26 protein-coding genes are annotated in these 25289 nt (G+C 67.7%); 13 read left to right on the forward strand and 13 right to left on the reverse strand.

Translation table 11 applies throughout. The features are described from left to right. Positions 1-5: 5 nt before the first annotated feature. The 3 genes from hemQ to hemE are packed head-to-tail and all read right to left on the reverse strand — an operon-like array spanning position 6 to position 3108. Positions 6-701, reverse strand: a complete 696-nt coding sequence (gene hemQ / locus ACLP9N_RS35455) for a hydrogen peroxide-dependent heme synthase (protein ID WP_442411779.1) — start codon at positions 699-701, stop codon at positions 6-8. 5 nt (positions 702-706) lie between these two features. Continuing rightward, positions 707-2062, reverse strand: a complete 1356-nt coding sequence (locus ACLP9N_RS35460) for a protoporphyrinogen oxidase (protein WP_442411780.1) — start codon at positions 2060-2062, stop codon at positions 707-709. Then, positions 2059-3108, reverse strand: coding sequence for a uroporphyrinogen decarboxylase (gene hemE, locus ACLP9N_RS35465; RefSeq protein WP_442411781.1), 1050 nt, complete (start codon positions 3106-3108; stop codon positions 2059-2061). Before hemE ends, ACLP9N_RS35460 begins: the two co-directional genes overlap by 4 nt. Before the next feature lie 50 nt (positions 3109-3158). Here hemE and ACLP9N_RS35470 point away from each other — a divergent pair, with 50 nt between their 5' ends. From ACLP9N_RS35470 to ACLP9N_RS35480, 3 genes are all read left to right on the forward strand, one after another. Then, complete coding sequence (locus ACLP9N_RS35470; RefSeq protein WP_442411782.1) at positions 3159-3968, forward strand: enoyl-CoA hydratase/isomerase family protein; 810 nt, start codon at positions 3159-3161, stop codon at positions 3966-3968. A 111-nt stretch (positions 3969-4079) separates the two neighbouring features. Continuing rightward, complete coding sequence (locus ACLP9N_RS35475; protein WP_442411827.1) at positions 4080-4616, forward strand: DUF3000 domain-containing protein; 537 nt, start codon at positions 4080-4082, stop codon at positions 4614-4616. Between the two features lies 1 nt (position 4617). Then, positions 4618-5925, forward strand: a complete 1308-nt coding sequence (locus ACLP9N_RS35480) for an HRDC domain-containing protein (protein WP_442411783.1) — start codon at positions 4618-4620, stop codon at positions 5923-5925. Here ACLP9N_RS35480 and dxs read toward each other — a convergent pair. Beyond that, positions 5922-7847, reverse strand: a complete 1926-nt coding sequence (dxs, locus tag ACLP9N_RS35485) for a 1-deoxy-D-xylulose-5-phosphate synthase (protein ID WP_442411784.1) — start codon at positions 7845-7847, stop codon at positions 5922-5924. The two genes, ACLP9N_RS35480 and dxs, sit on opposite strands and share 4 nt — an antisense overlap. Positions 7848-7939: 92 nt before the next feature. On the opposite strand from dxs, the gene ACLP9N_RS35490 reads away from it, so the two are divergent. After that, positions 7940-8383 (forward strand): CBS domain-containing protein, encoded by a 444-nt coding sequence (locus ACLP9N_RS35490; RefSeq protein ID WP_442411785.1) that lies wholly within the window; start codon positions 7940-7942, stop codon positions 8381-8383. Positions 8384-8407: 24 nt separating this feature from the next. Next, positions 8408-9697, forward strand: coding sequence for an SLC13 family permease (locus ACLP9N_RS35495; protein WP_442411786.1), 1290 nt, complete (start codon positions 8408-8410; stop codon positions 9695-9697). 5 nt (positions 9698-9702) lie between these two features. Here the strand turns inward: ACLP9N_RS35495 and ACLP9N_RS35500 are convergent, their stop codons facing one another. The 3 genes from ACLP9N_RS35500 to ACLP9N_RS35510 form a co-directional block, all read right to left on the reverse strand. Then, complete coding sequence (locus tag ACLP9N_RS35500; RefSeq protein ID WP_442411828.1) at positions 9703-11562, reverse strand: PPE family protein; 1860 nt, start codon at positions 11560-11562, stop codon at positions 9703-9705. A gap of 153 nt (positions 11563-11715) precedes the next feature. Further along, a complete protein-coding gene (locus tag ACLP9N_RS35505; RefSeq protein ID WP_442411829.1) occupies positions 11716-12954 on the reverse strand; it encodes a class I SAM-dependent RNA methyltransferase in 1239 nt (412 codons plus the stop codon). Between the two features lie 2 nt (positions 12955-12956). Continuing rightward, on the reverse strand, positions 12957-14951 hold the full coding sequence (locus ACLP9N_RS35510) for an APC family permease (RefSeq protein ID WP_442411787.1): 1995 nt from the start codon (positions 14949-14951) through the stop codon (positions 12957-12959). Between the two features lie 95 nt (positions 14952-15046). Between ACLP9N_RS35510 and ACLP9N_RS35515 the strand changes: the two genes are divergently transcribed. Beyond that, on the forward strand, positions 15047-15727 hold the full coding sequence (locus tag ACLP9N_RS35515) for a potassium channel family protein (protein ID WP_442411788.1): 681 nt from the start codon (positions 15047-15049) through the stop codon (positions 15725-15727). Further along, positions 15724-16401, forward strand: coding sequence for a potassium channel family protein (locus ACLP9N_RS35520; RefSeq protein WP_442411789.1), 678 nt, complete (start codon positions 15724-15726; stop codon positions 16399-16401). Before ACLP9N_RS35515 ends, ACLP9N_RS35520 begins: the two co-directional genes overlap by 4 nt. On the opposite strand, the gene ACLP9N_RS35525 is transcribed toward ACLP9N_RS35520, so the two are convergent. Beyond that, positions 16398-17069: a DUF3159 domain-containing protein gene (locus tag ACLP9N_RS35525; protein WP_442411790.1), complete on the reverse strand. Its 672-nt coding sequence runs from the start codon at positions 17067-17069 to the stop codon at positions 16398-16400. The two genes, ACLP9N_RS35520 and ACLP9N_RS35525, sit on opposite strands and share 4 nt — an antisense overlap. Positions 17070-17092: 23 nt before the next feature. After that, a complete protein-coding gene (locus tag ACLP9N_RS35530; RefSeq protein WP_442411791.1) occupies positions 17093-17461 on the reverse strand; it encodes an OB-fold nucleic acid binding domain-containing protein in 369 nt (122 codons plus the stop codon). Between the two features lie 158 nt (positions 17462-17619). On the opposite strand from ACLP9N_RS35530, the gene ACLP9N_RS35535 reads away from it, so the two are divergent. Then, positions 17620-18330, forward strand: a complete 711-nt coding sequence (locus ACLP9N_RS35535) for an alpha/beta hydrolase (RefSeq protein WP_442411792.1) — start codon at positions 17620-17622, stop codon at positions 18328-18330. On the opposite strand, the gene ACLP9N_RS35540 is transcribed toward ACLP9N_RS35535, so the two are convergent. Beyond that, positions 18327-19124 carry a DUF3710 domain-containing protein gene (locus ACLP9N_RS35540; protein ID WP_442411793.1) on the reverse strand — a complete coding sequence of 266 codons (798 nt, stop codon included), beginning with the start codon at positions 19122-19124 and terminating at the stop codon, positions 18327-18329. The genes ACLP9N_RS35535 and ACLP9N_RS35540 overlap by 4 nt on opposite strands. Before the next feature lie 49 nt (positions 19125-19173). Continuing rightward, positions 19174-19650 carry a dUTP diphosphatase gene (dut, locus tag ACLP9N_RS35545; protein ID WP_442411794.1) on the reverse strand — a complete coding sequence of 159 codons (477 nt, stop codon included), beginning with the start codon at positions 19648-19650 and terminating at the stop codon, positions 19174-19176. 25 nt (positions 19651-19675) lie between these two features. Here dut and ACLP9N_RS35550 point away from each other — a divergent pair, with 25 nt between their 5' ends. Next, entirely contained in the window at positions 19676-20164 is a 489-nt protein-coding gene (locus ACLP9N_RS35550) for a DUF3093 domain-containing protein (RefSeq protein WP_442411795.1), read from the forward strand. Between the two features lie 9 nt (positions 20165-20173). Here the strand turns inward: ACLP9N_RS35550 and ACLP9N_RS35555 are convergent, their stop codons facing one another. Next, entirely contained in the window at positions 20174-20476 is a 303-nt protein-coding gene (locus tag ACLP9N_RS35555; protein ID WP_003919098.1) for a DUF4193 domain-containing protein, read from the reverse strand. Positions 20477-20668: 192 nt separating this feature from the next. Here ACLP9N_RS35555 and cei point away from each other — a divergent pair, with 192 nt between their 5' ends. After that, a complete protein-coding gene (gene cei / locus ACLP9N_RS35560; protein ID WP_442411796.1) occupies positions 20669-21328 on the forward strand; it encodes an envelope integrity protein Cei in 660 nt (219 codons plus the stop codon). 2 nt (positions 21329-21330) lie between these two features. On the opposite strand, the gene ACLP9N_RS35565 is transcribed toward cei, so the two are convergent. Next, positions 21331-22206: an inositol monophosphatase family protein gene (locus ACLP9N_RS35565; RefSeq protein WP_442411797.1), complete on the reverse strand. Its 876-nt coding sequence runs from the start codon at positions 22204-22206 to the stop codon at positions 21331-21333. A gap of 123 nt (positions 22207-22329) precedes the next feature. Between ACLP9N_RS35565 and ppgK the strand changes: the two genes are divergently transcribed. The 3 genes from ppgK to ACLP9N_RS35580 all read left to right on the forward strand — a co-directional run bounded on the left by ppgK (position 22330) and on the right by ACLP9N_RS35580 (position 25223). Continuing rightward, positions 22330-23112, forward strand: coding sequence for a polyphosphate--glucose phosphotransferase (gene ppgK / locus ACLP9N_RS35570; protein ID WP_442411798.1), 783 nt, complete (start codon positions 22330-22332; stop codon positions 23110-23112). A 176-nt stretch (positions 23113-23288) separates the two neighbouring features. Then, the gene (locus ACLP9N_RS35575) at positions 23289-24866 is read left to right on the forward strand and encodes an RNA polymerase sigma factor (protein WP_442411830.1); all 1578 of its coding nucleotides are present in this window, start codon (positions 23289-23291) and stop codon (positions 24864-24866) included. A gap of 36 nt (positions 24867-24902) precedes the next feature. After that, a complete protein-coding gene (locus ACLP9N_RS35580; RefSeq protein WP_442411799.1) occupies positions 24903-25223 on the forward strand; it encodes a DUF732 domain-containing protein in 321 nt (106 codons plus the stop codon). Positions 25224-25289 lie beyond the last annotated feature (66 nt).

The raw sequence follows: 25289 nt of genomic DNA on the forward strand, positions 1-25289 counted from the left end.
TTGGGTCACGGCAGCGAGTTCACCAGCTGCTCGACCGGCACTCGCGGGCCGGTGAAAAACGGCGTTTCCTCGCGGGTATGTCGCCGGGCATCGGTGGCCCGCAATTCACGCATCAGATCGACGATGCGGTCGAGTTCCGGAGCCTCGAAGGCCAGGATCCATTCGTAGTCGCCGAGCGCGAACGCCGGCACCGTGTTGGCCCGGACGTCCTTATACTCGCGGGCGGCCATGCCGTGCTCGGCGAGCATGCGGCGACGCTCCTCGTCGGGCAGCAGGTACCACTCGTACGACCGTACGAACGGATACACGCAGATGTAATTGCCGGGCTCCTCGCCGGCCAGGAACGCCGGGATATGGCTCTTATTGAACTCGGCCGGCCGGTGCAGCGCCACGCTGCTCCACACCGGCGAGCAGGCCCGTCCCAGCGTGGTGGTGCGCCGCAAATCGGCGTAGGTCGCCTGCAGCGCCTCGACCCGTTCGGCGTGGGTCCAGATCATGAAGTCCGCGTCGGCGCGCAGGCCCGCCACGTCGTAGAGGCCGCGCACGACGACGCCACGTTCCTCCTGCTGCTTGAAAAACCGCGACGCATCGTCGATCACGGCGTCCCGCTGGTCGCCGAGCTCGCCCGGCCGCACTGAGAACACCGAGAACATCAGGTAGCGGATCGTCGAGTTCAGGGCGTCGTAGTCAAGCTTGGCCATGAGACCTATCGTGCCACTTCCGCTTGCAGGGTCTCGACCGCGCGTCCGGCCGCCGCGATGCACGCCGGCACACCGATGCCGTCCAGGTAACTGCCGGCCACGGCCAGCCCCGGCGGCAGGCCGGCCCGCACCTGCGCGACCAGATCAGCGTGGCCGGGCCCGTACTGCGGCATCGCGTCGATCCAGCGCTGCACCCGGACATCGACCGGGTCGACGGTCAGGCCGAACACCGCGGCCAGGTCGTCCAGCGCCCAGGCCAGCAGCTCGTCGTCGGAAGCGGTGCCCGCCAGATCTTCACCGAACCGGCCGAACGACAGCCGCAGCAGCTGCAAGTCGCCCCGGGCGCCCCATTTCTGAGAAGACAACGTGATCGCCTTGGCGTGCAACGGTTCCCCGCTGGCCACCAGCACGCCCGAATTCCGCGGAAACGGGGTTTCGGCCGGCACCGCGAGGGCCACCACCACCGACGACGCGCTCCCGATCCGGCTCGCGGCGGAGACGCTGCCCGGGGCCAGGCCCTCCATGAGGCGCACCAGCCGCGGGGCCGGAATGGCCAGAATCACCGCGTCGGCGTGCCAGTGGCCGCCGGTGTCGTCGCGGAGTTCCCAGCCCGGTTTCAGCCCGGTCACCGCGGCTTGCACCCACTGCGGCTGGCTGCGCCGCACCATTTCGTCGATCAGCACCTGGTAGCCGCCGTCCAGCGCACCGAACACCGGCCCGCCGTCGGCCGGCGGTAACCCACGCCGGACCGCGTCGGTCAGGCTGGCCGCGCCGCGGTCGAGGGCCGCCGCCACGCTGGGGGCGCCCGCACGTAGCCCGATCGTTGCCGCCGACCCGGCGTACACCCCACCCAGCAGCGGGTCCACCGACCGGGCCACGGTCTGCTCGCCGAACCGGTCGGCGACCAATTCGGCCACTGCGGGATCACTGCCTGGCCGCCAGCTCAGCGGGCGGGTGGGTTCGGCGTCGATGCGCGCGACGGTCGCGTCATCGACGAGCCCGGCCACCGACGCCGCCGACGACGGAATCCCGGCGACCGTGTCCGCGGGCAGCGGATGCAGCCGCTGCCGGCTGTAGATCAACGGTCGGGCGCCGGTGGTGACCCGTTGGCGCGCCGACAGGTCCAGCTCGGCCAGCAGCGCCGGCATCTCGGGCCGGCGCAGCACGAACGCCTCGGCACCCAGGTCCATCGGCTGTCCGCCGACGCGCTCGGTGCGCAGAATCCCGCCGAGCTTCTCCCCCGGGTCGAACACCGTGATTGTCGCGTCATGACCGGCACGGTCGACGGCCGCACGCAGCCGGTACGCCGCGGTCAATCCCGAAATGCCGCCGCCCACAATGCAATACGAACCGGCGTTCATAACGAGTGGACCAGCGACACCAGCTCGGTCAGCACGCCGGGATCGGTCTGCGGCGGCACGCCGTGGCCCAGGTTGAAGACGTGGCCGGAAGCGCCGGCGTCGACCGCGCGCCGCCCGTCGTCGACGACAGCCCGTGCGGCGCGCTCCACCACCGGCCACCCCGCCAGCAGCGCCACCGGGTCGAGGTTGCCCTGCAGCGCGGTGCCGGGCCGCACCCGGCCGGCCGCATCGGTCAGCGATGTCCGCCAGTCCACGCCGACGACCGTCGGGCCCGCATCCGACATCGCCCCGAGCAGCTCGGCGGTCCCGACCCCGAAATGCGTCATCGGCACGCCGTATTCGGCCAGCGTGGCGAACACCCGGGAGCTGTGCGGCAGCACGTACTGGCGGTAGTCGGCCAATGACAGCGTGCCCGCCCACGAGTCGAACACCTGAATGGCGTCCACCCCGGCGTCGAGTTGCCCGCGCAGGAACGCGACGGTGAGGTCGGTCAGCTTGGACATCAGCGCATGCCAGTTCGCCGGTTCGGCAAGCATCATCGCCTTGGTGCGGGCGTGGTCACGGCTGGGACCACCTTCCACCAGATAGGACGCCAGCGTGAAGGGTGCGCCGGCGAAACCGATCAGCGGCACCTCGCCCAGCGCGTCGACAAGCAGCGAGACCGCCTGGCAAATCGGCTGAATCGCTTGTGAGTCAAGGGGTTTCAGGGCATCGATATCGGTGGCGGTGCGTACCGGGTCGGCGATAACCGGTCCGACGTCGGCCACGATGTCCAGTTCGACGCCGGCCGCGCGCAGCGGCACGACGATGTCCGAGAAGAGGATCGCCGCGTCGACGTCGTGGCGGCGTATCGGCTGCAGGGTGATCTCGCAGGCCACTTCGGGCTCGAAACACGCCGCCAGCATGCTGTGCCGTTCGCGCAACGCGCGGTATTCGGGCAGGGAACGGCCGGCCTGCCGCATGAACCACACCGGGACGCGGCCCGGTTTGCGGCCGGAGACCGCGGCCAAATAGGGCGACTCGGTAAGGTCGCGACGAGTACTCATCGAGCTCAATGCTGCCATGACGTTTAGAGACCACCAGGAGCGCTTAGAAAATGCCGAAGCCGGTCTATGACGACTTCCCCAGCCTCCGCTGCGAACCCAGCGATAACGGCGTGCTCAATCTGGTTCTGGACGCCCCCGGGCTGAACTCCGTCGGGCCGCAAATGCACCGGGACCTCGCCGACATCTGGCCGGTGATCGATCGCGACCCTGACGTGCGTGTCGTCCTGGTCCGCGGTGAAGGCAAGGCGTTTTCCTCCGGCGGCAGCTTCGACCTGATCGAAGAGACCATCAACGACTACGAAGGCCGGATCCGCATCATGCGCGAGGCCCGCGATCTGGTGCTCAACCTGGTCAACTTCGACAAGCCGATGGTCTCGGCGATCCGGGGCCCGGCCGTCGGCGCGGGCCTGGTGGTGGCGCTGCTCGCGGACATCTCGGTCGCCGGCCGGACCGCGAAGATCATCGACGGGCACACCAAACTCGGGGTGGCCGCGGGTGACCACGCCGCGATTTGCTGGCCGTTGCTGGTCGGCATGGCCAAGGCCAAGTACTACCTTCTTACCTGCGAGACGCTGTCCGGCGAGGAAGCCGAGCGCATCGGCCTGGTCTCCACCTGCGTCGACGACGACGACGTCCTGGCCACCGCGACCCGCCTCGCCGAGAACCTGGCGCTCGGCGCCCAAAACGCGATCCGCTGGACCAAGCACAGCCTCAACTACTGGTACCGCATGTTCGAGCCCGCCTTCGAAACGTCGCTGGGCCTGGAGTTCCTCGGATTCAGCGGCCCCGACGTGGCCGAAGGGCTGGCTGCGCATCGCGAGAAGCGTCCGGCGCGGTTTGCTGGGGGCACCGACGCCTGAAGCTGTGTAGCACGGCACGGCGCGCCTTTCGACGCCGGTCGGCCGATAGGTCTACCGTCGAAAGCTGTGACGTCTGCCGAACCGGCCCCCTTCCGCGAGGCGGTCGCGGCGATGAACGCCGTGACCGTGCGGCCGGAAATCGAACTCGGCCCGATCCGGCCGCCGCAGCGACTGGCGCCGTACAGCTACGCGCTGGGCGCCGAGGTCAAACACCCCGACCTGGACATCGTCCCCGAGCGCTCCGAGGGTGACGCGTTCGGTCGGCTGATCCTGTTGTACGACCCGGACGGCTCGGACGCCTGGGACGGCACGATGCGCCTGGTCGCCTACATCCAGGCCGACCTGGACTCCAGCGAGGCCATCGACCCGCTGCTGCCGGAGGTGGCGTGGAGCTGGCTGGCCGACGCGCTGGGATCTCGCCTCGAGCAAGTCACCGCTTTGGGCGGCACCGTCACCGCCACCACATCGGTACGGTACGGCGACATCTCCGGGCCGCCGCGCGCCCACCAGCTGGAGCTGCGGGCATCGTGGACGGCGACCACCCCTGAGGTCGGCGTCCATGTCGAGGCGTTCTGCGAGGTGCTGGAGCACGCGGCGGGTCTACCACCGGCCGGGGTCGCCGACCTGGGCTCACGGTCACGCGCCTGACATGTGCGAAGCGGCGGCCGAAGGGTCCGGCGGCACCGAGCCCGACCACACCCCGCTACTGCACCCGGCCAACGGGATTCCTGATCTCTCGGTGACCGTCAGCCAGATCGCGGCGGCCGCGGCGCTGCTGGATCGCGGGCACGGACCGTTTGCGGTGGATGCCGAGCGAGCATCGGGTTTCCGCTACTCCAACCGGGCCTACCTGATCCAGATCCGGCGCGCCGACGCCGGCACCGTGCTCATCGATCCGGTCAGCCACGGCGCTGACCCGCTGACCGCACTGCGGCCGGTGGCCGAGGTGCTCAGCACGGACGAATGGATCCTGCACTCCGCCGATCAGGACCTGCCCTGCCTGGCGGAGGTCGGCATGCGCCCGCCCGCGCTGTACGACACCGAGCTTGCCGGGCGCCTGGCCGGGTTCGAGCGGGTGAACCTGGCGACCATGGTGCAGCTGCTGCTGGGGTTCGGGTTGGCCAAGGGCCACGGCGCGGCCGACTGGTCCAAGCGCCCGCTGCCCGCGGAATGGCTCAACTACGCGGCACTGGACGTGGAACTGCTCATCGAACTGCGGGCGGCGATCTCGCAGATCCTGGCCGAGCAAGGCAAAACCGATTGGGCAGCACAGGAATTCGAACATCTACGGATCGTGGGCCCCAGGGAGGCTATGTCATCTGTGCCGGCTGCGCGGCGGGAACGGTGGCGCCGAACGTCGGGGATCCATCGGGTGCATGACCGGCGGAGCCTGGCCGCCGTCCGCGAACTGTGGACCGCGCGCGACCGCGTCGCCCAGCGCCGCGACATCGCGCCGCGCCGGGTGCTGCCGGATACCGCCATCGTCGACGCCGCCCTTGCCGACCCCAAGACGATCGACGACCTCGTCGCGTTGCCCGTGTTCGGTGGGCGCAACCAGCGACGCAGCGCCGCAATGTGGATGGCGGCGCTGGAAGCGGCCCGGGAAAGCCGAGAACTGCCCGACGTGGCCGAGCCGTCCAACGGGCCACCACCGCCGGCGCGGTGGAGCAGGCGCAAGCCGGAGGCCGCCGCGCGGCTGGAGGCGGCCCGGGCGGGACTCTCGGAGGTGTCGCAGCGGGTGGGGGTGCCGACGGAGAACCTGATCTCACCCGACCTGGTGCGGCGCCTGTGCTGGGACTGGGAGGGCGGCGCCCAAGCGGACCAAGCGGGCCAAACCCTCGAAGCCGTCGACGCATTTTTGCGCGCCGGGCAGGCGCGGCCCTGGCAACGCGAACTCGTGGACCCCGTACTGGCCGCGGCGGTCACCCGGGGGGACGCCGAAAGCGGCGACCGCTAATCCAGATGCTCCCTGATCTCGGTCTCTGATACGGACGTCCCCAAAGCCGCCACCCAGCCGGTGATCCGGCGGGCCACGTCCTGGTCGGTCAGCCCCAAATCGGCCAGCACCTCACCGCGCGAGGCGTGGTCGTAGAACTCCTGCGGCAGCCCGACGTCGCGGCAGGGCACGTCGATCTCCGCTGCGCGCAGCGCGGCGGACACCGCTGAGCCCACGCCGCCGTTGACCCCGTTGTCCTCCAGCGTCACGAGCAGTTTGTGCTGCAACGCCAGTTCGCGCACAGCGTCGGAGACCGGCAACACCCAGCGTGGGTCGATCACCGTCACGCCGATCCCCTGGTTGTGCAGCCGCTTGGCCACCTCCAGCGCCATCGACGCGAACGCGCCGACCGCCACCAGCAGCACGTCGTGGTTCAACCCGCCGCCCGGCACCGCGAGCACATCTATCCTCGCGACGCCCGCCCCGCGCTGCTCCAGGGCCGGAATGTCTTCGCCCACATCGCCTTTGGGGAACCGTATCGCCGTCGGGCCGTCGTTGACGTCGAGCGCCTCACCGAGCTCCTCGCGCAATCGCACGGCGTCGCGGGGCGCGGCCACCCGCATGCCGGGCACGATCCCCAGGATCGACAGGTCCCACATGCCGTTGTGGCTGGGACCGTCGTTGCCGGTGATCCCGGCCCGGTCCAGCACGAGGGTGACGGGCAGCTTGTGCAGCGCCACGTCCATCATGATCTGGTCGAACGCCCGGTTGAGGAACGTCGAATAGATCGCCACCACCGGGTGCATCCCGCCCATGGCCAGCCCGGCCGCCGACGTCACCGCGTGCTGTTCGGCGATGCCGACGTCGAACAACCGATCGGGATACCGCTTCCCGAATGCCGTCAGCCCGGTGGGCCCCGGCATCGCGGCGGTGATAGCCACGATGTCGCGGCGCTTCTTGGCGTGGCCGATGAGCGCGTCGGCGAAGGTCGCCGTCCAGCCCGGGCCCGCCACCTTGGTCGCCTGCCCGGTGGCCGGGTCGAGCGGCCCCGTGGAGTGCATCTGCTCGGCCTCGTCGGCTTCGGCCGGCGGGTAGCCCATGCCCTTGCGGGTGACGACGTGCACGATCACCGGGCGCCCGAAGCCGCGCGCCCTGCGCAGCGCGACCTCCACCGCGCGTTCGTCGTGGCCGTCGACCGGTCCGACGTACTTCAGGCCGAGATCGGTGAACAGCAGCTGCGGCGACAGGGAGTCCTTGATGCCCGCTTTGACGCTGTGCAGGAAGTGGTAGAAGGCCTCTCCGAACAGCGGCATGGCGCGCACCGCGTAGCGGCCCCGCTCCAGCGCCTGCTCGTAGGCCGGCTGCAGTCGCAGCGTGGCCAGGTGGTCGGCGACACCGCCGATCGTCGGTGCGTAGCTGCGGCCGTTGTCGTTGACCACGATGATCACCGGACGCCGCGACGCGGCGATATTGTTCAGCGCCTCCCAGCACATGCCGCCGGTGAGCGCGCCGTCGCCGACCACCGCGACCACGTGCCGGTTGCGGTGCCCGGTCAGTTCGAACGCCTTGGCCAGCCCGTCGGCGTAGGACAACGCCGCGCTGGCGTGGCTGGACTCCACCCAGTCGTGTTCGCTTTCGGCGCGCGACGGATACCCCGACAGCCCGCCCTTCTTGCGCAGGGTTTCGAAGTCCTGGCACCGCCCCGTCAGCATCTTGTGCACATAGGCCTGGTGACCGGTGTCGAAGATGATCGGGTCGTGTGGTGAATCGAACACCCGGTGCAGCGCCAGCGTCAGCTCGACGACGCCGAGGTTGGGTCCCAGGTGCCCACCGGTGGCGGCGACCTTGTGGATCAGGAACTGGCGAATCTCGTCAGCCAGGTCGCGTAGCTGCTGCTGGGAAAGGTGCTGCAGATCAGCGGGCCCGCGGATCTGTTGGAGCATCTGGCCAGTCTACGCAGCCACCGCCGGATAACTACTGGCAAAACTCCCGGCACTCCCCGGCCTCCCCCCTCCTTCGACGTATTCTCTGAAACATGCGTGCCGAGGACCTCGCCGAGGCTTTCCCGGTCGTGACCATCGACTCCGACGCCCTGGATGCTGCGCGCCTGCTGGCCGAGCACCGCCTGCCCGGAATCGTCGTCACCGACGCGTCGGGAAAACCTTTCGCGGTGCTGCCCGCCTCGCAGGTCGTCCGATTCATCGTGCCCCGATATGTCCAAGACGATCCCTCGCTTGCCGGCGTTCTCAACGAATCCACGGCCGATCGCGCCGCGGACAAGCTGGGCGGCAAGACGGTTCGCGACGTGCTCCCGGACCATCTCACCAACGTGCCTGCGGCAAACGCGGATGACACCATCATCGAGGTGGCCGCGGTGATGGCGCGGCTGCGCAGCCCACTTATGGCGGTGGTCAAGGACGGCACATTGGTCGGAGTGATCACGGCATCGCACTTGCTGGCCGCGGCACTAAAGCACTGAAGCCTTGATTTCACGGGGACATCGATGAGCGTCATCGCGGTCGTCGTGTTCGTAGTCGCCTACGCGCTGATCGCCGGCGATCGGGTCAACAAGACACTGGTGGCATTGGCGGGCGCATCGATAATGGTCGCCTTGCCGGTCATCAATTCGGATGACGTGTTCTACTCCCGCGGCACCGGAATCGACTGGGACGTCATCTTTTTGCTGCTGGGCATGATGATCATCGTCAGCGTGCTGCGCAAGACCGGGGTGTTCGAATACACCGCGATCTGGGCCGCCAAACGCGCGCGCGGTTCCCCACTGCGCATCATGATCCTGTTGGTGCTGGTCACCGCATTCGCGTCGGCCTTGCTGGACAACGTCACCACGGTATTGCTGATCGCACCGGTTACCCTGCTGGTCTGCGACCGGCTGGAGATCGGTGCGGCGCCGTTTTTGATGGCCGAGGCGTTCGCGTCCAACATCGGCGGCACGGCGACGTTGATCGGCGACCCGCCCAGCATCATCATCGCCAGCCGGGCAGGCCTGAGCTTCAACGACTTTCTAATCCATCTGACGCCGATTGTGATCATCCTCATCGCCGCGTTCGTCGCGTTGCTGCCGCGCTTATTTCCCGGTGCGTTCGACGTGGATCCCGAGCGGGTCGCCGACGTCATGTCGCTCGAAGAACGCGAGGCCATCCGCGATCCCGGGCTGCTCATCAAATGCGGCGTTGTCCTGGTGGCGGTCCTTGCCGGGTTCGTCGCCCACGCACAGATACACATCGAACCGTCGCTCGTAGCGCTGGTGGGTGCCGGCATTCTCATCGTGATTTCCGGACTGGACCATTCGGATTACCTGTCCAGCGTCGAATGGGAAACACTGCTGTTCTTCGCCGGACTGTTCGTCATGGTCGGGGCCCTGGTGAAGACCGGCGTTGTCAACCAACTGGCGCGGCTGGCCACCGAAGCGACCGGTGGCAATGCGTTGTTCACGACGATGCTGATTCTGGCGGTGTCGTTCGTGATCAGCGGGGTCATCAACAACGTTCCGTACGCCGCGACCATGGCGCCGATCGTCGCGCATCTGGTCCCCACCATCACCGGCCACGTCCACCCGCAGGTGCTGTGGTGGGCCCTTGTCCTCGGCACCGACCTCGGCGGCAACCTGACCGCCGTCGGGGCCAGCGCCAACGTCGTCATCCTGGGAATCGCCCGGCGGGCGGACAGTCCCATCTCCTTTTGGGAATTCACCCGCAAAGGCGCGGTCGTCACGACAATCTCGGTCGGGCTGTCCGCGGCCTACTTGTGGCTGCGCTACTTCGTCCTCGCCTAACCGCCTCAGAGGTCTCCGAGGTCCCAGTTCAAGAAGCCCGACCGATTCGTACCGAAGTTGAAGGCGCCCGAGTTCAGGCTGCCGAAATTGAACAGGCCCGAGTTGGCCGCGCCGGCGGTGAACACGCCCCCGCTGTGGCCGCCGGGCCCGAAGTCCAGGATTCCCGCGTTGAAGCCGCCGGTGCCGAAGTTGACGTAGCCCGTGTTGTTGCCGCCGCTTGCCACATTCAAGATGCCCGTGTTGAGGCCTCCGCTGCCGGAGTTGAAGAAGCCCGCGTTGATGCCGCCGATGCCCGAGTTGAAGAAACCCGAGTTGCTGCCGCCGATGCCCGAGTTGAAGAAACCCGAATTGTCCGTGCCCGAGTTGCCGAAGCCGGAGTTCGAAACCAGCCCGGTTAGGTCGGCCGAGCTGCCGAAGCCGGTATTCAAGATGCCCGAGCTGAAGGTGCCGGTGTTCGTGGACCCCGAATTCCAGAAACCCGTGTTGCCGTAGCCGCCGTTGAAGTCACCCGTGTTGAGCACGCCGGAGTTGAAGCTGCCCATGTTCTCGCTGCCCGAGTTAAAACTGCCCGCGTTATAGGTGCCGGCATTGGCAAAGCCCACGTCGGCGAGCCCCCCGTTTCCGAAGCCGGTGTTGAGGCCGCCCTCGGCGAACGAGTCCCTGCCCGAGTTCCCGATGCCGGTATCGTTGCCGCCCGAGTTCCACATGCCCGTGTCAACCTGGCCCGAGTTGAACAAGCCGGTGTCGGTGCCACCCGAGTTGCCGATGCCGAAGTTCCCGTTGCCCGAGTTGAAGAAGCCGACGTTGTCATTGCCCGAGTTGAACAGGCCGATGTTTCCGCTGCCCGAGTTCAGACCGCCACGGAAATTGATGCCCACCTTGTTGTCGCCGGTGAGCCCGATGCCGATGTCCCCGTTTCCCTTGTTGCCCAGGCCGACGTTGTTGTCGCCGTAGTTGCCCAGGCCCGTGTTCGAGGAGCCGGTGTTACCGAAGCCGATGTTGTTGCTGCCGAGGTTGCCCGAGCCCACGTTGTTGCTGCCGACGTTTCCGCTGCCGAAATTCGAGTTGCCCAGGTTTCCGTTGCCGATGTTGGAGTTGCCCTTGGACATCCCGAACCCCGCGCCCGCGTTGCCGAATCCGATGTTCTTGTTGCCGCGGTTTCCGCTGCCCAGGTTTTGATTGCCCCAGTTTCCGCTGCCCACGTTGGAGTTGCCGATGTTTCCGCTACCCCGGTTTTGGTCGCCGCTGTTTCCGCTGCCCGCGTTGGAGTTACCGACGTTTCCGCTGCCGACGTTGCTGTTGCCGAAGTTGCCGCCGCCCAGGTTGCCGGTGCCGGTGTTGCCCGGCGGCAGGTTCGCCGGCAGCGCGAGGCCCGGCACCCTTTGCAGCGACGCTTGCCAGGACGACAACGACAACTGCGCGGCCACCGCCGACGCCCCGCTGTGATAGCCGGACATCGCGGCGACGTCCTGGGCCCACATCTGCTCATAGTGGGCCTCGGTCGCCGCGATCGCCGGGGCGTTCTGCCCCAACAGGTTTGAGGTCACCAAGGACACCAGCTGCGCCCGATTAGCCTCCACCACCGCCGGATGCACCGTGGCCGCCAGCGCCGCCTCGTAGACGGCCACCGCCGTCCGGGCCTGACCAGCCGCTCCCGCGGCCCGGGCCGCCGCCGCGTTCAACCAACCCAGATACGGGGCGGCCGCACTCGTCATCGCCGCCGCCGCCGGGCCCTGCCACGATTCTGCGGCCAGACCGGAGGTCACCGAACCGAAGGAGGCTGCCGCCGAGCTCAACTCGCCCGCCAGCCCGTCCCACGCCGCTGCTGCCGCCAGCATCGGACCCGACCCCGCACCGACGAACATGTGCAGGGAATTGACCTCCGGCGGCAACACCGAAAAGTTCGGCACCCAGATCCCTCCTCATCAAGCCTGAAGAGAAAACCTAACGACCCGTCCGGCGGAATGTGCACTTTTCCCGCCATCGGCGGCAGTTGCTAGCTTTTAACTAGCTTTGAGCTAGCTTGTGCGGGTCAACAGCGCGACGCATTCGGTGTGATGGGTCAGCGGGAAGGCGTCGAAGACCTTGATCTTCTCGACGGTGTAACCGTGACCGCGGTAGAGCCCGATATCGCGGGCGAAAGATGCGGCCTCACAACCGATGTGCACCACGCGCGGGACCCCGGCCGCGGCCAGTAGGTCGACAACCTCGCGCCCGGCGCCCGAGCGCGGCGGATCCAGCACCGCCACATCTGCTCTTGAGGCGCTCACGCGCTGCCCCGTCAGCGCCCGCCGCACGGAATCGGTTACCACGTCCACGTGCGGCAGATCGACCAGCGCGTCCCGTGCCGCGCGTGTCGCGGCGCGCGAAGTGTCGACGGTCAGCACCCGTCCTGACTCCCCCACCGCCTCACCGAGCGCCGCGGCGAAAACGCCCACACCGCCGTAGAGATCCCACGCGGTCATGCCCGCAGCAGGCTGTGCCCAGTCGACGACCAGAGCGCTGTAGACCGCCGCCGCGTCCCGGTGCGCCTGCCAGAAGGCCGTCACCGGCACCCGCCAGCTGCGCCGGCCCACCCGCTGCACCGCGTGGTAGTCACCCTCGGCCACCATGGTCGCGGTCCGCCTGCCCGCTCGCGCGCTGCGCACCACGTGGCGGCGGCCGTCGTCGTCGAGCGCAACGTGCAGGTGGGCGTGCGGCGGCCACTCGGTTGCCGACCTAGGCTGCGGGAGCCCGTCGAGCATTCCGGTCGGCAATTGCCCGCAGCGCAGGTCGGTCACCAGCTCGTCGCTGTGGTAGCGGTGAAAGCCGGGCCGACGGTCCGGCCCGACATCCAGCCGAACCCGGGTCCGCCAACCGGTGGGGCCGGCAGCCGAAAGCGGTTCGGCTCCGGTGTCCGGGCCGTCCCAGCGATATCCGCCGAGCCGTTCGAGCTGGTTGGCCACGACCTGCGCCTTGAGCGCCCGGGCCGCGTCCGGGACAGCGAACGCCAGGTCGCAACAGCCGGCACCGTCCACCCCGGCGATCGGGCACAGGGACGCCGTCCGATCGGCCGACGGCTCGATCACCTCGATAACCTCTGCGTGCCAGTAAGACCCGCGATCTGCGGTGACTCGCACCCGCACCCGTTCGCCGGGCAACGCGTAGCGGACGAACACCACCCGGCCGTCGTGGTGCGCCACGCAGCTGCCGCCGTTCGCCGGCGCACCGGTGTCCAACGTCAATTCCGCACCCGCGGATGCAAGCTGCTGGTCCAAGGTCAATCGAATATTCCCCGCCGAGCGTCGCCCGGAGCGGCGTGCGGCTGAAACGTGTTGACCCGCTCCGACGAATTCAATTGCCAGGGAACCGAAGTCACCATCACCCCGGGCATGAACAGCAACCGACCCTTGAGCCGCAGCGCGCTCTGGTTGTGCAGCACCCGCTCCCACCAATGACCCACCACGTACTCCGGGATGAACACCGTCACCACCGTGCGCTTGGACTCCTTGCTGACCCGTTTGACGTAATCGAGTACCGGACGGGTGATCTCACGGTAGGGCGAGGCGATGACCTTCAGCGGCACGCTGATATCGCTGTCCTCCCACTTGTGCACCAGCGCACGGGTTTCCGCGTCGTCGACGCTGACCGTGAGGGCCTCGAGGGTATCGGGTCGGGTCGCTCGCGCGTAGGCCAGCGCGCGCAATGTGGGCAGATGCAACTTCGATACCAAGACCAACGCGTGGTTGCGGCTGGGCAGCACCACGTCGTGCTGGGCGGCCTCCTGCTGCGCCAATTCCCGGTTGACGGTGTCGTAGTGCTTGCGGATCAGCTTCATGATGACGAACAGTGAACCCATCGCGACGATGGCGATCCACGCCCCGGCAAGGAATTTGGTGACCAGCACCACCAGCAGAACCGCACCGGTGGCCACGAAGCCGACCGTGTTGACCACCCGCGAGCGCATCATCTCGCCCCGCACCTTGGGATCAGTCTCGATGCGCAGCAACCGGGTCCAGTGCCGGACCATGCCGATCTGGCTGAAGGTGAACGATATGAAGACGCCGACGATGTAGAGCTGGATCAGCGCGGTCACCTCCGCGTGGAACGCGATGATGAACGACAGAGCCGCCGCCGACAGGAACAGGATTCCATTCGAAAACGCCAGGCGGTCGCCACGGGTATGGAGTTGGCGGGGCAGGTAACTGTGCTGCGCCAGCACCGAACCCAACACGGGAAATCCGTTGAACGCGGTGTTGGCCGCCAGCACCAAGATGAGAGCGGTCACCGTCGCGATCAACAGGAACCCGATGTGGAAGCTGCCGAATACCGTCTCGGCCAGCTGGGTGACCAAGGTCTTCTGCATATAGCCTGCCGGGACGCCGCTTAGCTGGGTTTGGGGATCCTCAACGAGCTTCACCCCGATCTGCTCAGCGAGCACGATGATGCCCATCAGCAGGGTCACCGCGATCGCGCCCAGCATCAGCAGGGTCGTTGCGGCGTTGCGCGACTTGGGTTTCTGAAACGCCGGCACCCCGTTGCTGATCGCCTCGACACCGGTCAGCGCCGCGCAGCCCGAGGAGAACGACCGGGCCACCAGGAACACCAACGCGAAGCCGACGATGCCGCCGTGCGCGGCGTGCATCTGGAAACCGGCTGATTCGGCCCGCAGCGGATTGCCCAACACAAAGATCCGGAACAATCCCCAGCCGATCATGATGACGATGCCGACGATGAACGCGTAGGTCGGGATCGCGAACGCCGCCCCCGACTCGCGGATCCCGCGCAGGTTCAACGCCATCACCAGCAAGATCGCGGCCACGCAGAACCACAGCTTGTTTTCGGCCACAACAGGAAGCGCCGAGCCGATGTTCGACATTGCCGACGCCGCCGAAACGGCAACGGTGAGAACGTAATCCACCATCAGAGCGCTGGCCACCGTGAGGCCCGCGGTTTCGCCCAGGTTAGTGGTGACCACCTCGTAGTCGCCACCGCCGGACGGGTAAGCATGCACGTTCTGCCGGTAGCTGGCAACCACGACGAGCATCACCGCAGCCACCGCCAGGCCGATCCACGGTGTCAACGAGTACGCCGCCACGCCCGCGACCGAGAGCATCAAAAAGATTTCTTCGGGTGCGTAGGCCACCGACGACAGCGCATCGGAGGCAAACACCGGCAAGGCGATCCGCTTGGGCAGTAGCGTGTGACTCAGCCGGTCGCTGCGAAACGGCCGGCCGATAAGCAACCGGCGCGCACCGGTTGAAAGTTTGGACACGAGAGCCAAGGGTAAGCCCGGCATGCCGGTAGCGTCGCCGTAGGCGAGAATGTTCTCCGACCGAGTCGGCTGGCAAAGCACCGAGAGGACCTCAAGTGCGGGTAATTGTGATGGGTTGCGGCCGGGTGGGTTCTTCGCTCGCCGACGGGTTGTCCCGGATCGGCCACGATATCGCGGTCATCGACCGCGAGAGCGCGGCCTTCAACCGGCTCAGCCCAGAGTTCGCCGGCGAACGGGTGCTCGGCCAGGGATTCGACCGAGATGTCCTGCTGCGGGCGGGCATCGAAGAGGCCGACGCGTTCGCCGCGGTGTCCTCCGGAGACAACTCCAACATCATCTCCGCGCGCCTGGCCCGGGAAACCTTCCGCGTGCAGCGCGTTGTCGCCCGGATCTACGACGCGAAGCGCGCCGAGGTTTACGAACGCCTCGGGATTCCCACGATCGCCACGGTGCCCTGGACCACAGATCGGTTGTTCAATGCGCTGACCCGGGAGAGCGAGACGGCGAAGTGGCGCGATCCGACCGGCACCGTCGCCGTGTCCGAGGTCGTCTTGCACGACGACTGGGTCGGGCACCGGGCCACCGATCTGGAGCAGGCCACCGGCGCGCGGGTGGCGTTCATCATCAGGTTCGGAACCGGTATCTTGCCGGAACCCAAGACAGTGATCCAGGCGGGCGATCAGGTCTATGTCGCCGCGATATCCGGCCGCGCCGCCGAGGCGGTAGCCATCGCGGCGTTGCCACCCGGTGATGACCTAGAGGGAGCCCACAAATGAAAGTAGCCATCGCCGGGGCCGGTGCCGTCGGCCGCTCGGTCGCCCGCGAACTCGTGGAGAACGGCCACGACGTGACCCTGATCGAACGCAACCCCGACCACGTCGACGTCGACGCGATCCCCGCGGCGCACTGGCGGCTGGGCGACGCCTGCGAGGTGAGCCTGCTGGAGTCGCTACACCTCGAAGATTTCGATGTGGCGGTCGCCGCCACCGGTGATGACAAGGTCAACGTGGTGCTCAGCTTGCTGGCCAAAACCGAGTTCGCGGTACCCCGGGTGGTGGCCCGGGTCAACGATCCCCGCAACGAATGGCTGTTTACCGACGCCTGGGGTGTGGACGTGGCGGTGTCCACCCCGCGCATGCTGTGTTCGCTGATCGAGGAGGCCGTCGCGGTCGGCGACCTGGTGCGGCTGATCGAGTTCCGCAAGGGTCAGGCCAACCTGGTCGAGATCACCCTGCCCGACGACACGCCGTGGGGCGGCAAGCCGGTGCGCAGGCTGCAACTGCCGCGGGATGCCGCGCTGGTGACGATCCTGCGCGGGCCGCGAGTGATCGTGCCGGAATCCGACGAACCTCTGGAAGGCGGCGACGAGTTGCTCTTCGTGGCGGTCACCGAGGTCGAGGAAGATCTGCGCAAGCTGTTGCTGCCGGAAGGCCCCTCTCTCGGCGATTAGTCGCAGCTGGTGCCGGCCTCGAGTTCGGGGCTGCCGGCCAGGCCTTCGGCGCTGTCGGATTCGGCCAGGGCGCGCTGCGCGGCCTTGATCGCCACGTACGTCAGCAGCGCGGCCACCGCGGTCAGCGGCCAGCCCATCCCGATCCGCGCCACGCCCAGCCAGCCGGTCTGATTGGCGTCGTAGAGCAGGTGTTGGACCACGAAGCGGGCACCGAAGACCAGCACCCAGCCCAGCGAGGCGATGTCGAACGCATACACCGCGCGGGGGACGCCGCGCCAGCCGCGATCACGGCCGGTGGACCAGCTCCAGAGGTAGCCGACAATGGGCCGGCGGATCACCACGGACACCGTGAAGACCACCGCCCACAGCAAAGACATCCAGATGCCCAGCAGGAAGTAGCCCTTGGATTGGCCGACGAGGTAGGCGATCACCGCACAGACCCCGACGCCCATGAACCCGGCCAGCGCCGGTTGAGCGGATTCGCGTCGAACCAGGCGCCACAGCAACACCAACGCGGCCACGCCCAGCGCGCTTGCGATCGCGACGGGCAGGCCGGAGGCGCTGGAAGCCGCCACGAAGATCACCACCGGCAGCGACGAGTAGAGAAGGCCACTCACGCCGCCTACCTGCGCCAGCAGGCGCTCCGGGCTGACGCGGTTAGCAGTCACCGGCCCGTCATCGCTGTCGACGGTCACCGCTGAATTTCGTAGCGCGGGTTGTAGATGGCCTTGGTCCCGTTCTCCAACTTGCCCAGCCGGCCCCGCACGCGCAGCGTGCGGCCCGAATCGATGCCGGGGATCCGGCGTTGACCCAACCACACCAGCGTAACCGTGTCGCTGCCGTCGAAGAATTCGGCGCGAACCCCGCCGGCGCAGCCCTTGCCGTTCGTCTCGACGCTGCGCAGCGTGCCCACCATCGTGACCTCTTGGCCACGCTCGCAGTCGATCGCCCGCTGCGCACCGGTATTGGCGACGTCATCGGACGAGTCCTCGGAGTCGAGTTTCTCCGGGTCCTCCGTCAACCGCCGCGTCAGCCGGCGCAGATAACCCCGGGCCCCCATTGGCCCCTCCTGACACTGCTCACGCAGCTATCCGTTTGTTCCGCCTATTGTCCGCCAACGGACACCGTAGACCTGTTGGTTCCCCGGCGCCACACAGACCAAACCGACGTTATTGGACTGCTTGTCTATGCGTCGTCCAAGCGCGGCAGTATCAAGGAGTGAGTGTCGATCTGCGCGGTGTCACCGCCGTGTTATTGCCCGGAACCGGGTCCGACGACGACTACGTCTACCGGGCATTTTCCGGTCCCCTGCAGAGCGTCGGCGCGGTTCTGCTGACGCCGCCGCCGCAGCCACAGCATCTGATCGAGGGCTACCTTTCCGCGTTGGACGAGGCCGCGAGCGCAGGTCCGATCTGTGTGGGCGGGGTCTCAATCGGCGCGGCGGTGGCGACCGCGTGGGCATTGGACCACCCCGAGCGCGCCGTCGCCGTCCTGGCCGCACTGCCGGCCTGGACCGGGGCGCCCGGGTCGGCGCCCGCCGCTCTGGCGGCCCGGCATTCGGCGTCCCAACTGCGTCGCGACGGCCTGGCGGCGACGACCACTCAGATGCGGGCATCCAGTCCGCCGTGGCTGGCCGAGGAGCTGACCCGCTCGTGGCGGGCGCAGTGGCCACACTTGCCCGGCGCGATGGACGAAGCGGCGGGCTACGTCGCACCGAGCCGCGCCGAGCTGGCCCGGCTGGCCACGCCACTGGGCGTGGTCGCCGCGGTCGACGATCCGATTCACCCGCTGCAGGTGGGCGCCGACTGGGCGGCTGCGGCACCGCACGCAGCGCTGCGCACGGTGACGCTGGCTCAGTTCGGCGCGGACGCCTCCGCGCTGGGCGCCGCCTGCCTTGCCGCGCTCGCCGACGCGTCTAGCCCCGGCTAGCCCCCGGTACTCGTGCTGCGCAACTGCTGCATCGCCGACCCCTCGGCGCTACGGCGTGCGGTCGGCTCGTTGGGCTGCTCTTGCTCCCCGGCTTGTTGCGAGGCTTGTTGTGCGGCCTGCTGGGCCGCCGCCTCCTGCAGCTGCGCCGCCATCGGCTCGGGCAGTTGCACCGGCAACGGCGTCCGTACCGGCAGCGGCGTGTCACCGCGGCGAACGACGGTGTCCGCCAGCGCCTCCCGGGCCTCCTCGCTCAGCGCGTCGATCGTCTCGTGCGGGCCGTTGACGACGCAGCGAATCATCCAGCGGTAGCCGTCGACTCCGATGAAATGCACGACGCCAGTGGCGGTGCCGATCACTTCCCGGCCCCACGGGCCGTCCCTGATGACGACCTTGGCCGAGTCCTTGCGCAGCGAGTCGGCGAGCTCGCCGGCCACCTCACGCCACAGGCCGGTGGTCTTCGGTGCCGCGTACGCGGCGATAGTGAAACGACCGTTGGGTGTGATAACCCACACCGCGCTCGGCACCCCGCCCCCGGTCAGCTCGACCTGCAGCTGGCTGCCCTCCGGCATGGGGATCAGCACGGAACCCAGGTCGAGCCGGGCCAGCTCCGCGGCCGCGGGATCGTCGAAGTCCTCGATGTCGAACGGGCCGTCCAGCTCCCCGGATTCACCGGAGCCTTGCTCGCCGGACGCCGGCGCGTCGACCGCTGTCTCGTCAGGTCCTTCCGGTTCCACCTGCTCGCCGGACGTGTGTTCGCTGTCTTCTTTGCCTGAGCGTCTACCGAATGCCATCATGAGCGCCGCCGCTCCTCCTCATCGCTTCGCTCTGCATCGTCGCCGGCGGTCACAAACTCGCATGTCCGCCGGAGGAACCGTGGCCGCCGTCGCCACGGGATGTCTCGGCCAGCCCGGCTTCGTCGAACGACGAGACCTCAACCAGCTCGACCAACTCAACCCGCTGCACCAGCAACTGCGCGATCCGGTCACCGCGATGCACGTCGATCGGCGCGACCGGGTCGAGGTTGATCAGCGAAACCTTGATCTCTCCACGGTAGCCCGCGTCGATGGTGCCTGGGCTGTTGACGATCGAAAGTCCCACCCGCGCGGCCAATCCCGAGCGCGGATGGACCAACCCGACCATGCCGAACGGGATGGCCACCGCGACGCCGGTGCCCACCAGGGCACGTTGCCCGGGCGCCAGCTGGACGTCTTCTGCGCTATAGAGATCAACCCCGGCATCGCCATCGTGAGCGCGGCTGGGCAGCGGAAGCCCGGGATCGAGGCGGACAATTTTGACTTCAAAGGCCAGACTGGTCGACACGGGGCCACAGATTACCCTTGACCGCGTGTCCGATACGCGCGTCGCGCCGCACAGTGTGCGATATCGCGAGCGATTGTGGGTGCCGTGGTGGTGGTGGCCGCTGGGGTTCGCGCTGGCGGCGCTCATCGCCTTCGAAGTGAAGCTGGGTGTCGCGGCCCTACCTGACTGGCTCCCGTACGCGACGCTGTTCACCGTGGCGGCCGCGACGCTGTTGTGGTTGGGCCGCGTCGAGATCCAAGTGACCCAGAACTTCGGAGCCGCCGGCAACGGGGTCGAACTGTGGGCCGGGCCAGCGCATCTACCTGTCACCGTGATCGCCCGCTCTGCCGAAATCCCGCGCTCGGCCAAGTCAGCTGCGCTGGGCCGGCAGCTCGATCCGGCGGCCTTCGTGCTTCATCGGGCATGGGTCGGCCCGATGGTTCTGCTGGTTCTGGATGACCCAGACGACCCGACGCCGTACTGGCTGGTGAGCTGCCGTCACCCGGAGCGGGTGCTGTCGGCCCTGAGAAGCTGAGTGCAGCTATCAGGCTGCGCAGTCGGTACAGATCATCACGCCGTTCTTCTCGCTGGCCAGCCTGCTGCGGTGTTGGACCAAAAAGCAGCTGGAGCAGGTGAACTCATCGGCCTGCTTCGGAATCACGCGAACCGACAGCTCTTCGCCAGACAGGTCGGCGCCAGGCAGCTCGAAGGACTCAGCGGATTCGGATTCGTCGACGTCGACCACGGCCGAGGCCGCTTCGTTACGTCGTGCTTTCAGCTCCTCGAGCGAGTCCTCCGAGACGTCATCTGTCTCGGTGCGCCGCGGAGCGTCATAGTCGGTAGGCATCTTCCTGTCCCCGTCCTATCCCCTCTAAGACCCTCTAAGCCCTCATTACCTCAAGCAACGCTTTGTACCAGCGTCGAACGCATCCACCAAATGATTCGTGCCCGTATCGCGTCCCATTCGAGTGTGATTTACGTCACACTTGGCGGTTGACCTCAACAACCGCGCCTAAACAGGGCGTTTAGAGTGCTCCCTGTGGTCGCACAAATCACCGAAGGAACCGCTTTCGACAAGCACGGTCGACCCTTTCGGCGGCGGAATCCCCGGCCCGCGACTGTCGTGTTGGTCTTCCTGGTGGTGGCGACGGGCGTGGCCTGGACCGTCGCGCTGACCCGGCCGGCCAAGGTTCACCAGGCCGAAGCCTGCAATCCACCTCCGCAAACCACGCAAACGACCGGGTCGGCGCCAGCACAGCTCGGCGAGCCGGCGTCGCGCAGCGAAATGATGGACGTCACGCCCGCCAAGCTCAGCGACACCAAGATCCACGTCCTCAACGCCAGCGGGCGGGGTGGACAAGCCGCCGACGTCGCCGGCGCGCTCAAGGATCTGGGCTTCGCCCAGTCGACCGCGGCCAACGATCCGATCTACGCCACCGCCCGCCTGAACTGCCAAGGTCAGATCCGCTTCGGCACGGCCGGGCAAGCCACCGCGGCGGCGGTGTGGCTGGTCGCGCCGTGCGCCGAGCTGTTCCACGACAACCGCGCCGACGACTCCGTCGACCTCGCGATCGGCACCGATTTCGGCGCGCTGGCGCACAGCGACGACATCGACGCCGTGCTCGCCACCCTGCGCCCCGGCGCCAACGAGCCGTCCGACCCCACGCTGCTGTCAAAGATCCACGCCAGCAGCTGCTGACGTCAGTGCGGGATCGGCGCCAGGCCGTTGAATCGCTGCAGGGCCGCCAACAGCTCGTCGGCGATGCCCGGGGCCGCGGCCACCACCAATTCCGCGAGATCCACCGGCCCGTTCTGCGCGGGCTGCACCACCCGCGCCCCCGCCTCGGCCGCGATCAACGCGCCCGCCGCGCGGTCCCACACCTGCAGGCCGTGTTCGTAGTACGCATCCAGCCGGCCCGCCGCGACCATGCACAAGTCCAGCGCCGCGGACCCGATGCGACGCACATCGCGGACCACCGGCAGCATCTGGGCCAACAGGGCCGCCTGGGTGGTGCGGCGCCGCGGTGAATACCCGAAGCCGGTGCCCAGTAACGCCATTGACAAATCGTCGACGTCGGTGCACCGCAGCACGTGTGTGCCCTGTTCGTCGGTGACGTGCGCGCCGAGGCCGCTGGCGGCCGAATACACCCGGCCCGCAACGACGTCGGCGACCGCGCCGGCCACCGACACGCCGCCGACCTGTGCTGCCACCGACACCGAGTACGCCGGGATGCCGTAGACGAAATTGACCGTGCCGTCGATGGGGTCAAGCACCCAGGTGACCGCGCCGGCGGGAGTGGACGCCGGATCGGCGGGCCCGCCGCCCTCCTCCCCCAGGATCGAATCACCGGGCCGCAGTTGAGCCAACCGGTCACGCAATAGCCGTTCCGTCTCGGTGTCGACCACGGTCACCGGATCGGTCGGGGTGCTCTTTGCCCGCACCGCGCCACCACCGGCGGCATCGGCGTGGGCGCCGAACACCTCGGCGCGACGACACCGCACGAACTCGGCGGCCCCGGCGGCCAGCGTCTCGGCCACCGAGCGCAGCCGCGCGGGCTCGTTCTCAGGTCGTGTCACCGCTCTATCGCATCACAGTCGCATCAAAGTCGCTGGTGCCGCCGACGGCCATCTCAGACCGCCCAAGCGGCGACCTCATCCGGTTAAGGTGAGCGGACAGCCAAATCTCGCCGAGGAGATTCGATGAGCAGCACCGACTCGACCGCGGATTCAGCCCAGCGCCGTGGCTTCGGCATCGACGTCGGCGGCAGTGGCATCAAGGGCGGAATCGTCGACCTGGACACCGGAGCGCTGATCGGCGACCGGATCAAACTGCTGACCCCGCAGCCGGCCACCCCGTCGGCGGTCGCCAAGACCATCGCCGAGGTGGTCAACGGATTCGGCTGGACCGGACCGCTCGGGGTGACCTATCCCGGCGTCGTCACCCACGGCGTTGTCCAGACGGCGGCCAACGTGGACAAGGCCTGGATCGGCACCAATGTGCGCGACGTCATCAGGTCCGAGTTGAACGGCCAGGACGTCACCGTCCTCAATGACGCCGACGCGGCCGGGCTCGCCGAGGAACGCTACGGGGCCGGTAAAGGCAACTCCGGCCTCGTCGTGCTGCTCACGTTCGGCACCGGAATCGGGTCTGCGGTCATCCACAACGGGACGTTGATACCCAACACCGAATTCGGGCATCTCGAGGTCGGCGGCAAAGAGGCCGAGCACCGGGCGGCGTCGTCGGTCAAAGAGCTCAACAACTGGAGCTACGAAAGGTGGGCCACGCAGGTCACCAGGGTGCTGATTGCAATCGAGAACGTGGTGTGGCCCGATTTGTTCATCGCCGGCGGCGGCATCAGCCGCAAGGCCGACAAATGGGTCCCACTGCTGGAAAACCGCACCCCGGTGGTGCCCGCAGCCCTGCAGAACACCGCCGGAATAGTCGGCGCGGCCATGGCTTCCACCACCGACGTCACGCACTGAATTTTGCCCGGTGGCGCGGTAGAGGCCCGCACTGTCGTTACAATGGTCACCGCGGCCGCCCGACCGATAGCGCGCGAGTACTCACGCTGATATCAAAGCCGACATTCGACATAGCAGACACTTTCGGTTAAGCATGCCCAGACCCGCCGGAAGTGAGTCCTACCGAAGGGGTGTATGTGGCAGCGACCAAAGCAAGCCCGGCAACCGATGAGCCGGTGAAGCGCACCGCCACGAAATCTCACGGTTCACCAGCCAAAACCGCCACCAAGCGACCAGTGGCGAAGGCCGCCAACGGGTCCGCCCCCGCGAAGCGGGCCACCAAGACGGCACCCCGGGCCGCTAAAGCCGCTGGGGCCGCTGGGGACGCTGGGGCCGCCGCCGAGGAGGCCCCGAAGAAAACCCGCGCCTCGGCCAAGGGCGCGCCGGCCAAGGCACCCTCCACCCGCGGCCGCGGAACAAAAGCCGCGGCGCCCAACGACGCTCCGGAAGATTCAGAGGTAACCCTGGAGGCCGTCGACTCCGACGGCGCTGAGCTCGAAGAGGACCTGGACGTCGAACCGGACCTCGCCGGCGAGGACATCGAGGCCGCCGACCTCAACCTCGACGACCTGGAGGACGACGACGTAGCGGCCGATGCCGAGGACACCGACATCGAGCCGGGCGATGCCGGGGACGGCGAAGCCCCCCCGGCCGCAGCGGCCGGCGAAGCTCACACCGATGAGGACGAGGAGATCGCCGAGCCGTCCGAAAAGGACAAGGCCTCCGGCGATTTCGTGTGGGACGAAGACGAATCCGAGGCGCTGCGCCAGGCTCGCAAGGACGCAGAACTCACCGCCTCGGCGGACTCGGTTCGCGCCTACCTCAAGCAGATCGGCAAGGTGGCGCTGCTCAACGCGGAGGAAGAGGTCGAGCTGGCCAAGCGGATCGAAGCCGGTCTGTATGCCACACAACTGATGACCGAGCTGACCGAGCGGGGCGACAAACTGCCCGCCGCTCAGCGCCGCGACATGGTGTGGATCTGCCGTGACGGCGACCGCGCGAAAAACCATCTGCTGGAAGCCAATCTGCGGCTGGTGGTTTCGCTGGCCAAGCGCTACACCGGCCGCGGCATGGCGTTCCTGGACCTGATCCAGGAGGGAAACCTGGGCTTGATCCGCGCGGTGGAGAAGTTCGACTACACGAAGGGGTACAAGTTCTCCACCTACGCGACGTGGTGGATCCGTCAGGCCATCACCCGCGCCATGGCCGACCAGGCGCGCACCATTCGCATCCCGGTGCACATGGTCGAGGTGATCAATAAACTCGGCCGCATTCAGCGCGAGCTGCTACAGGATCTGGGCCGCGAGCCCACGCCTGAAGAGCTCGCCAAGGAAATGGACATCACCCCCGAGAAGGTGCTGGAGATCCAGCAGTACGCCCGCGAGCCCATCTCGCTGGACCAGACCATCGGTGACGAGGGCGACAGCCAACTGGGTGACTTCATCGAAGACAGTGAAGCGGTGGTCGCCGTCGATGCGGTCTCGTTCACGCTGCTGCAGGATCAGCTGCAGTCGGTGCTGGAGACACTCTCGGAACGAGAGGCCGGCGTGGTACGGCTGCGCTTCGGCCTCACCGACGGGCAGCCCCGCACCCTCGACGAGATCGGCCAAGTCTACGGCGTGACCCGCGAGCGCATCCGCCAGATCGAGTCCAAGACGATGTCAAAGCTGCGCCACCCCAGCCGTTCCCAGGTTCTGCGGGACTACCTGGACTAGAGCAACGTGGTAAGAGCCGTAAGAGCTTTAGCGCTGATGGTGCTCGCCGTCGGGTTGGCCGCCCCGGCCTATGCGGACAGCACCGACGATGCATTCCTCGCCAACCTCAACAGCTCCGGCATCAATTACGGCGCACCCGACAGGGCGATCCAGGTCGCGAAAACCGTCGTCTGCGGCACCCTCAACGACAACCCGAACACCAGCAACGCGGATCTGATCGCCAAGGTCACCGGCGCCACCAGCTGGCCGGCCAACGATGCCGCCTACTTCACCGGAGCCGCCATCCAGGCCTACTGCCCCCAGTACGGCCAGCCCGCTCCCAAAAAGCCGGGGTTTCATCAAGCGGCAGCGCGGTAACCTTCACCAACAGCCGGAAATCCTGGATCACCCGGGCTTGCGGCTAGTCGGCAAGCCGTAGCCGAA

The organism is Mycobacterium sp., from assembly GCF_052144515.1.
Taxonomy (GTDB): domain Bacteria; phylum Actinomycetota; class Actinomycetes; order Mycobacteriales; family Mycobacteriaceae; genus Mycobacterium.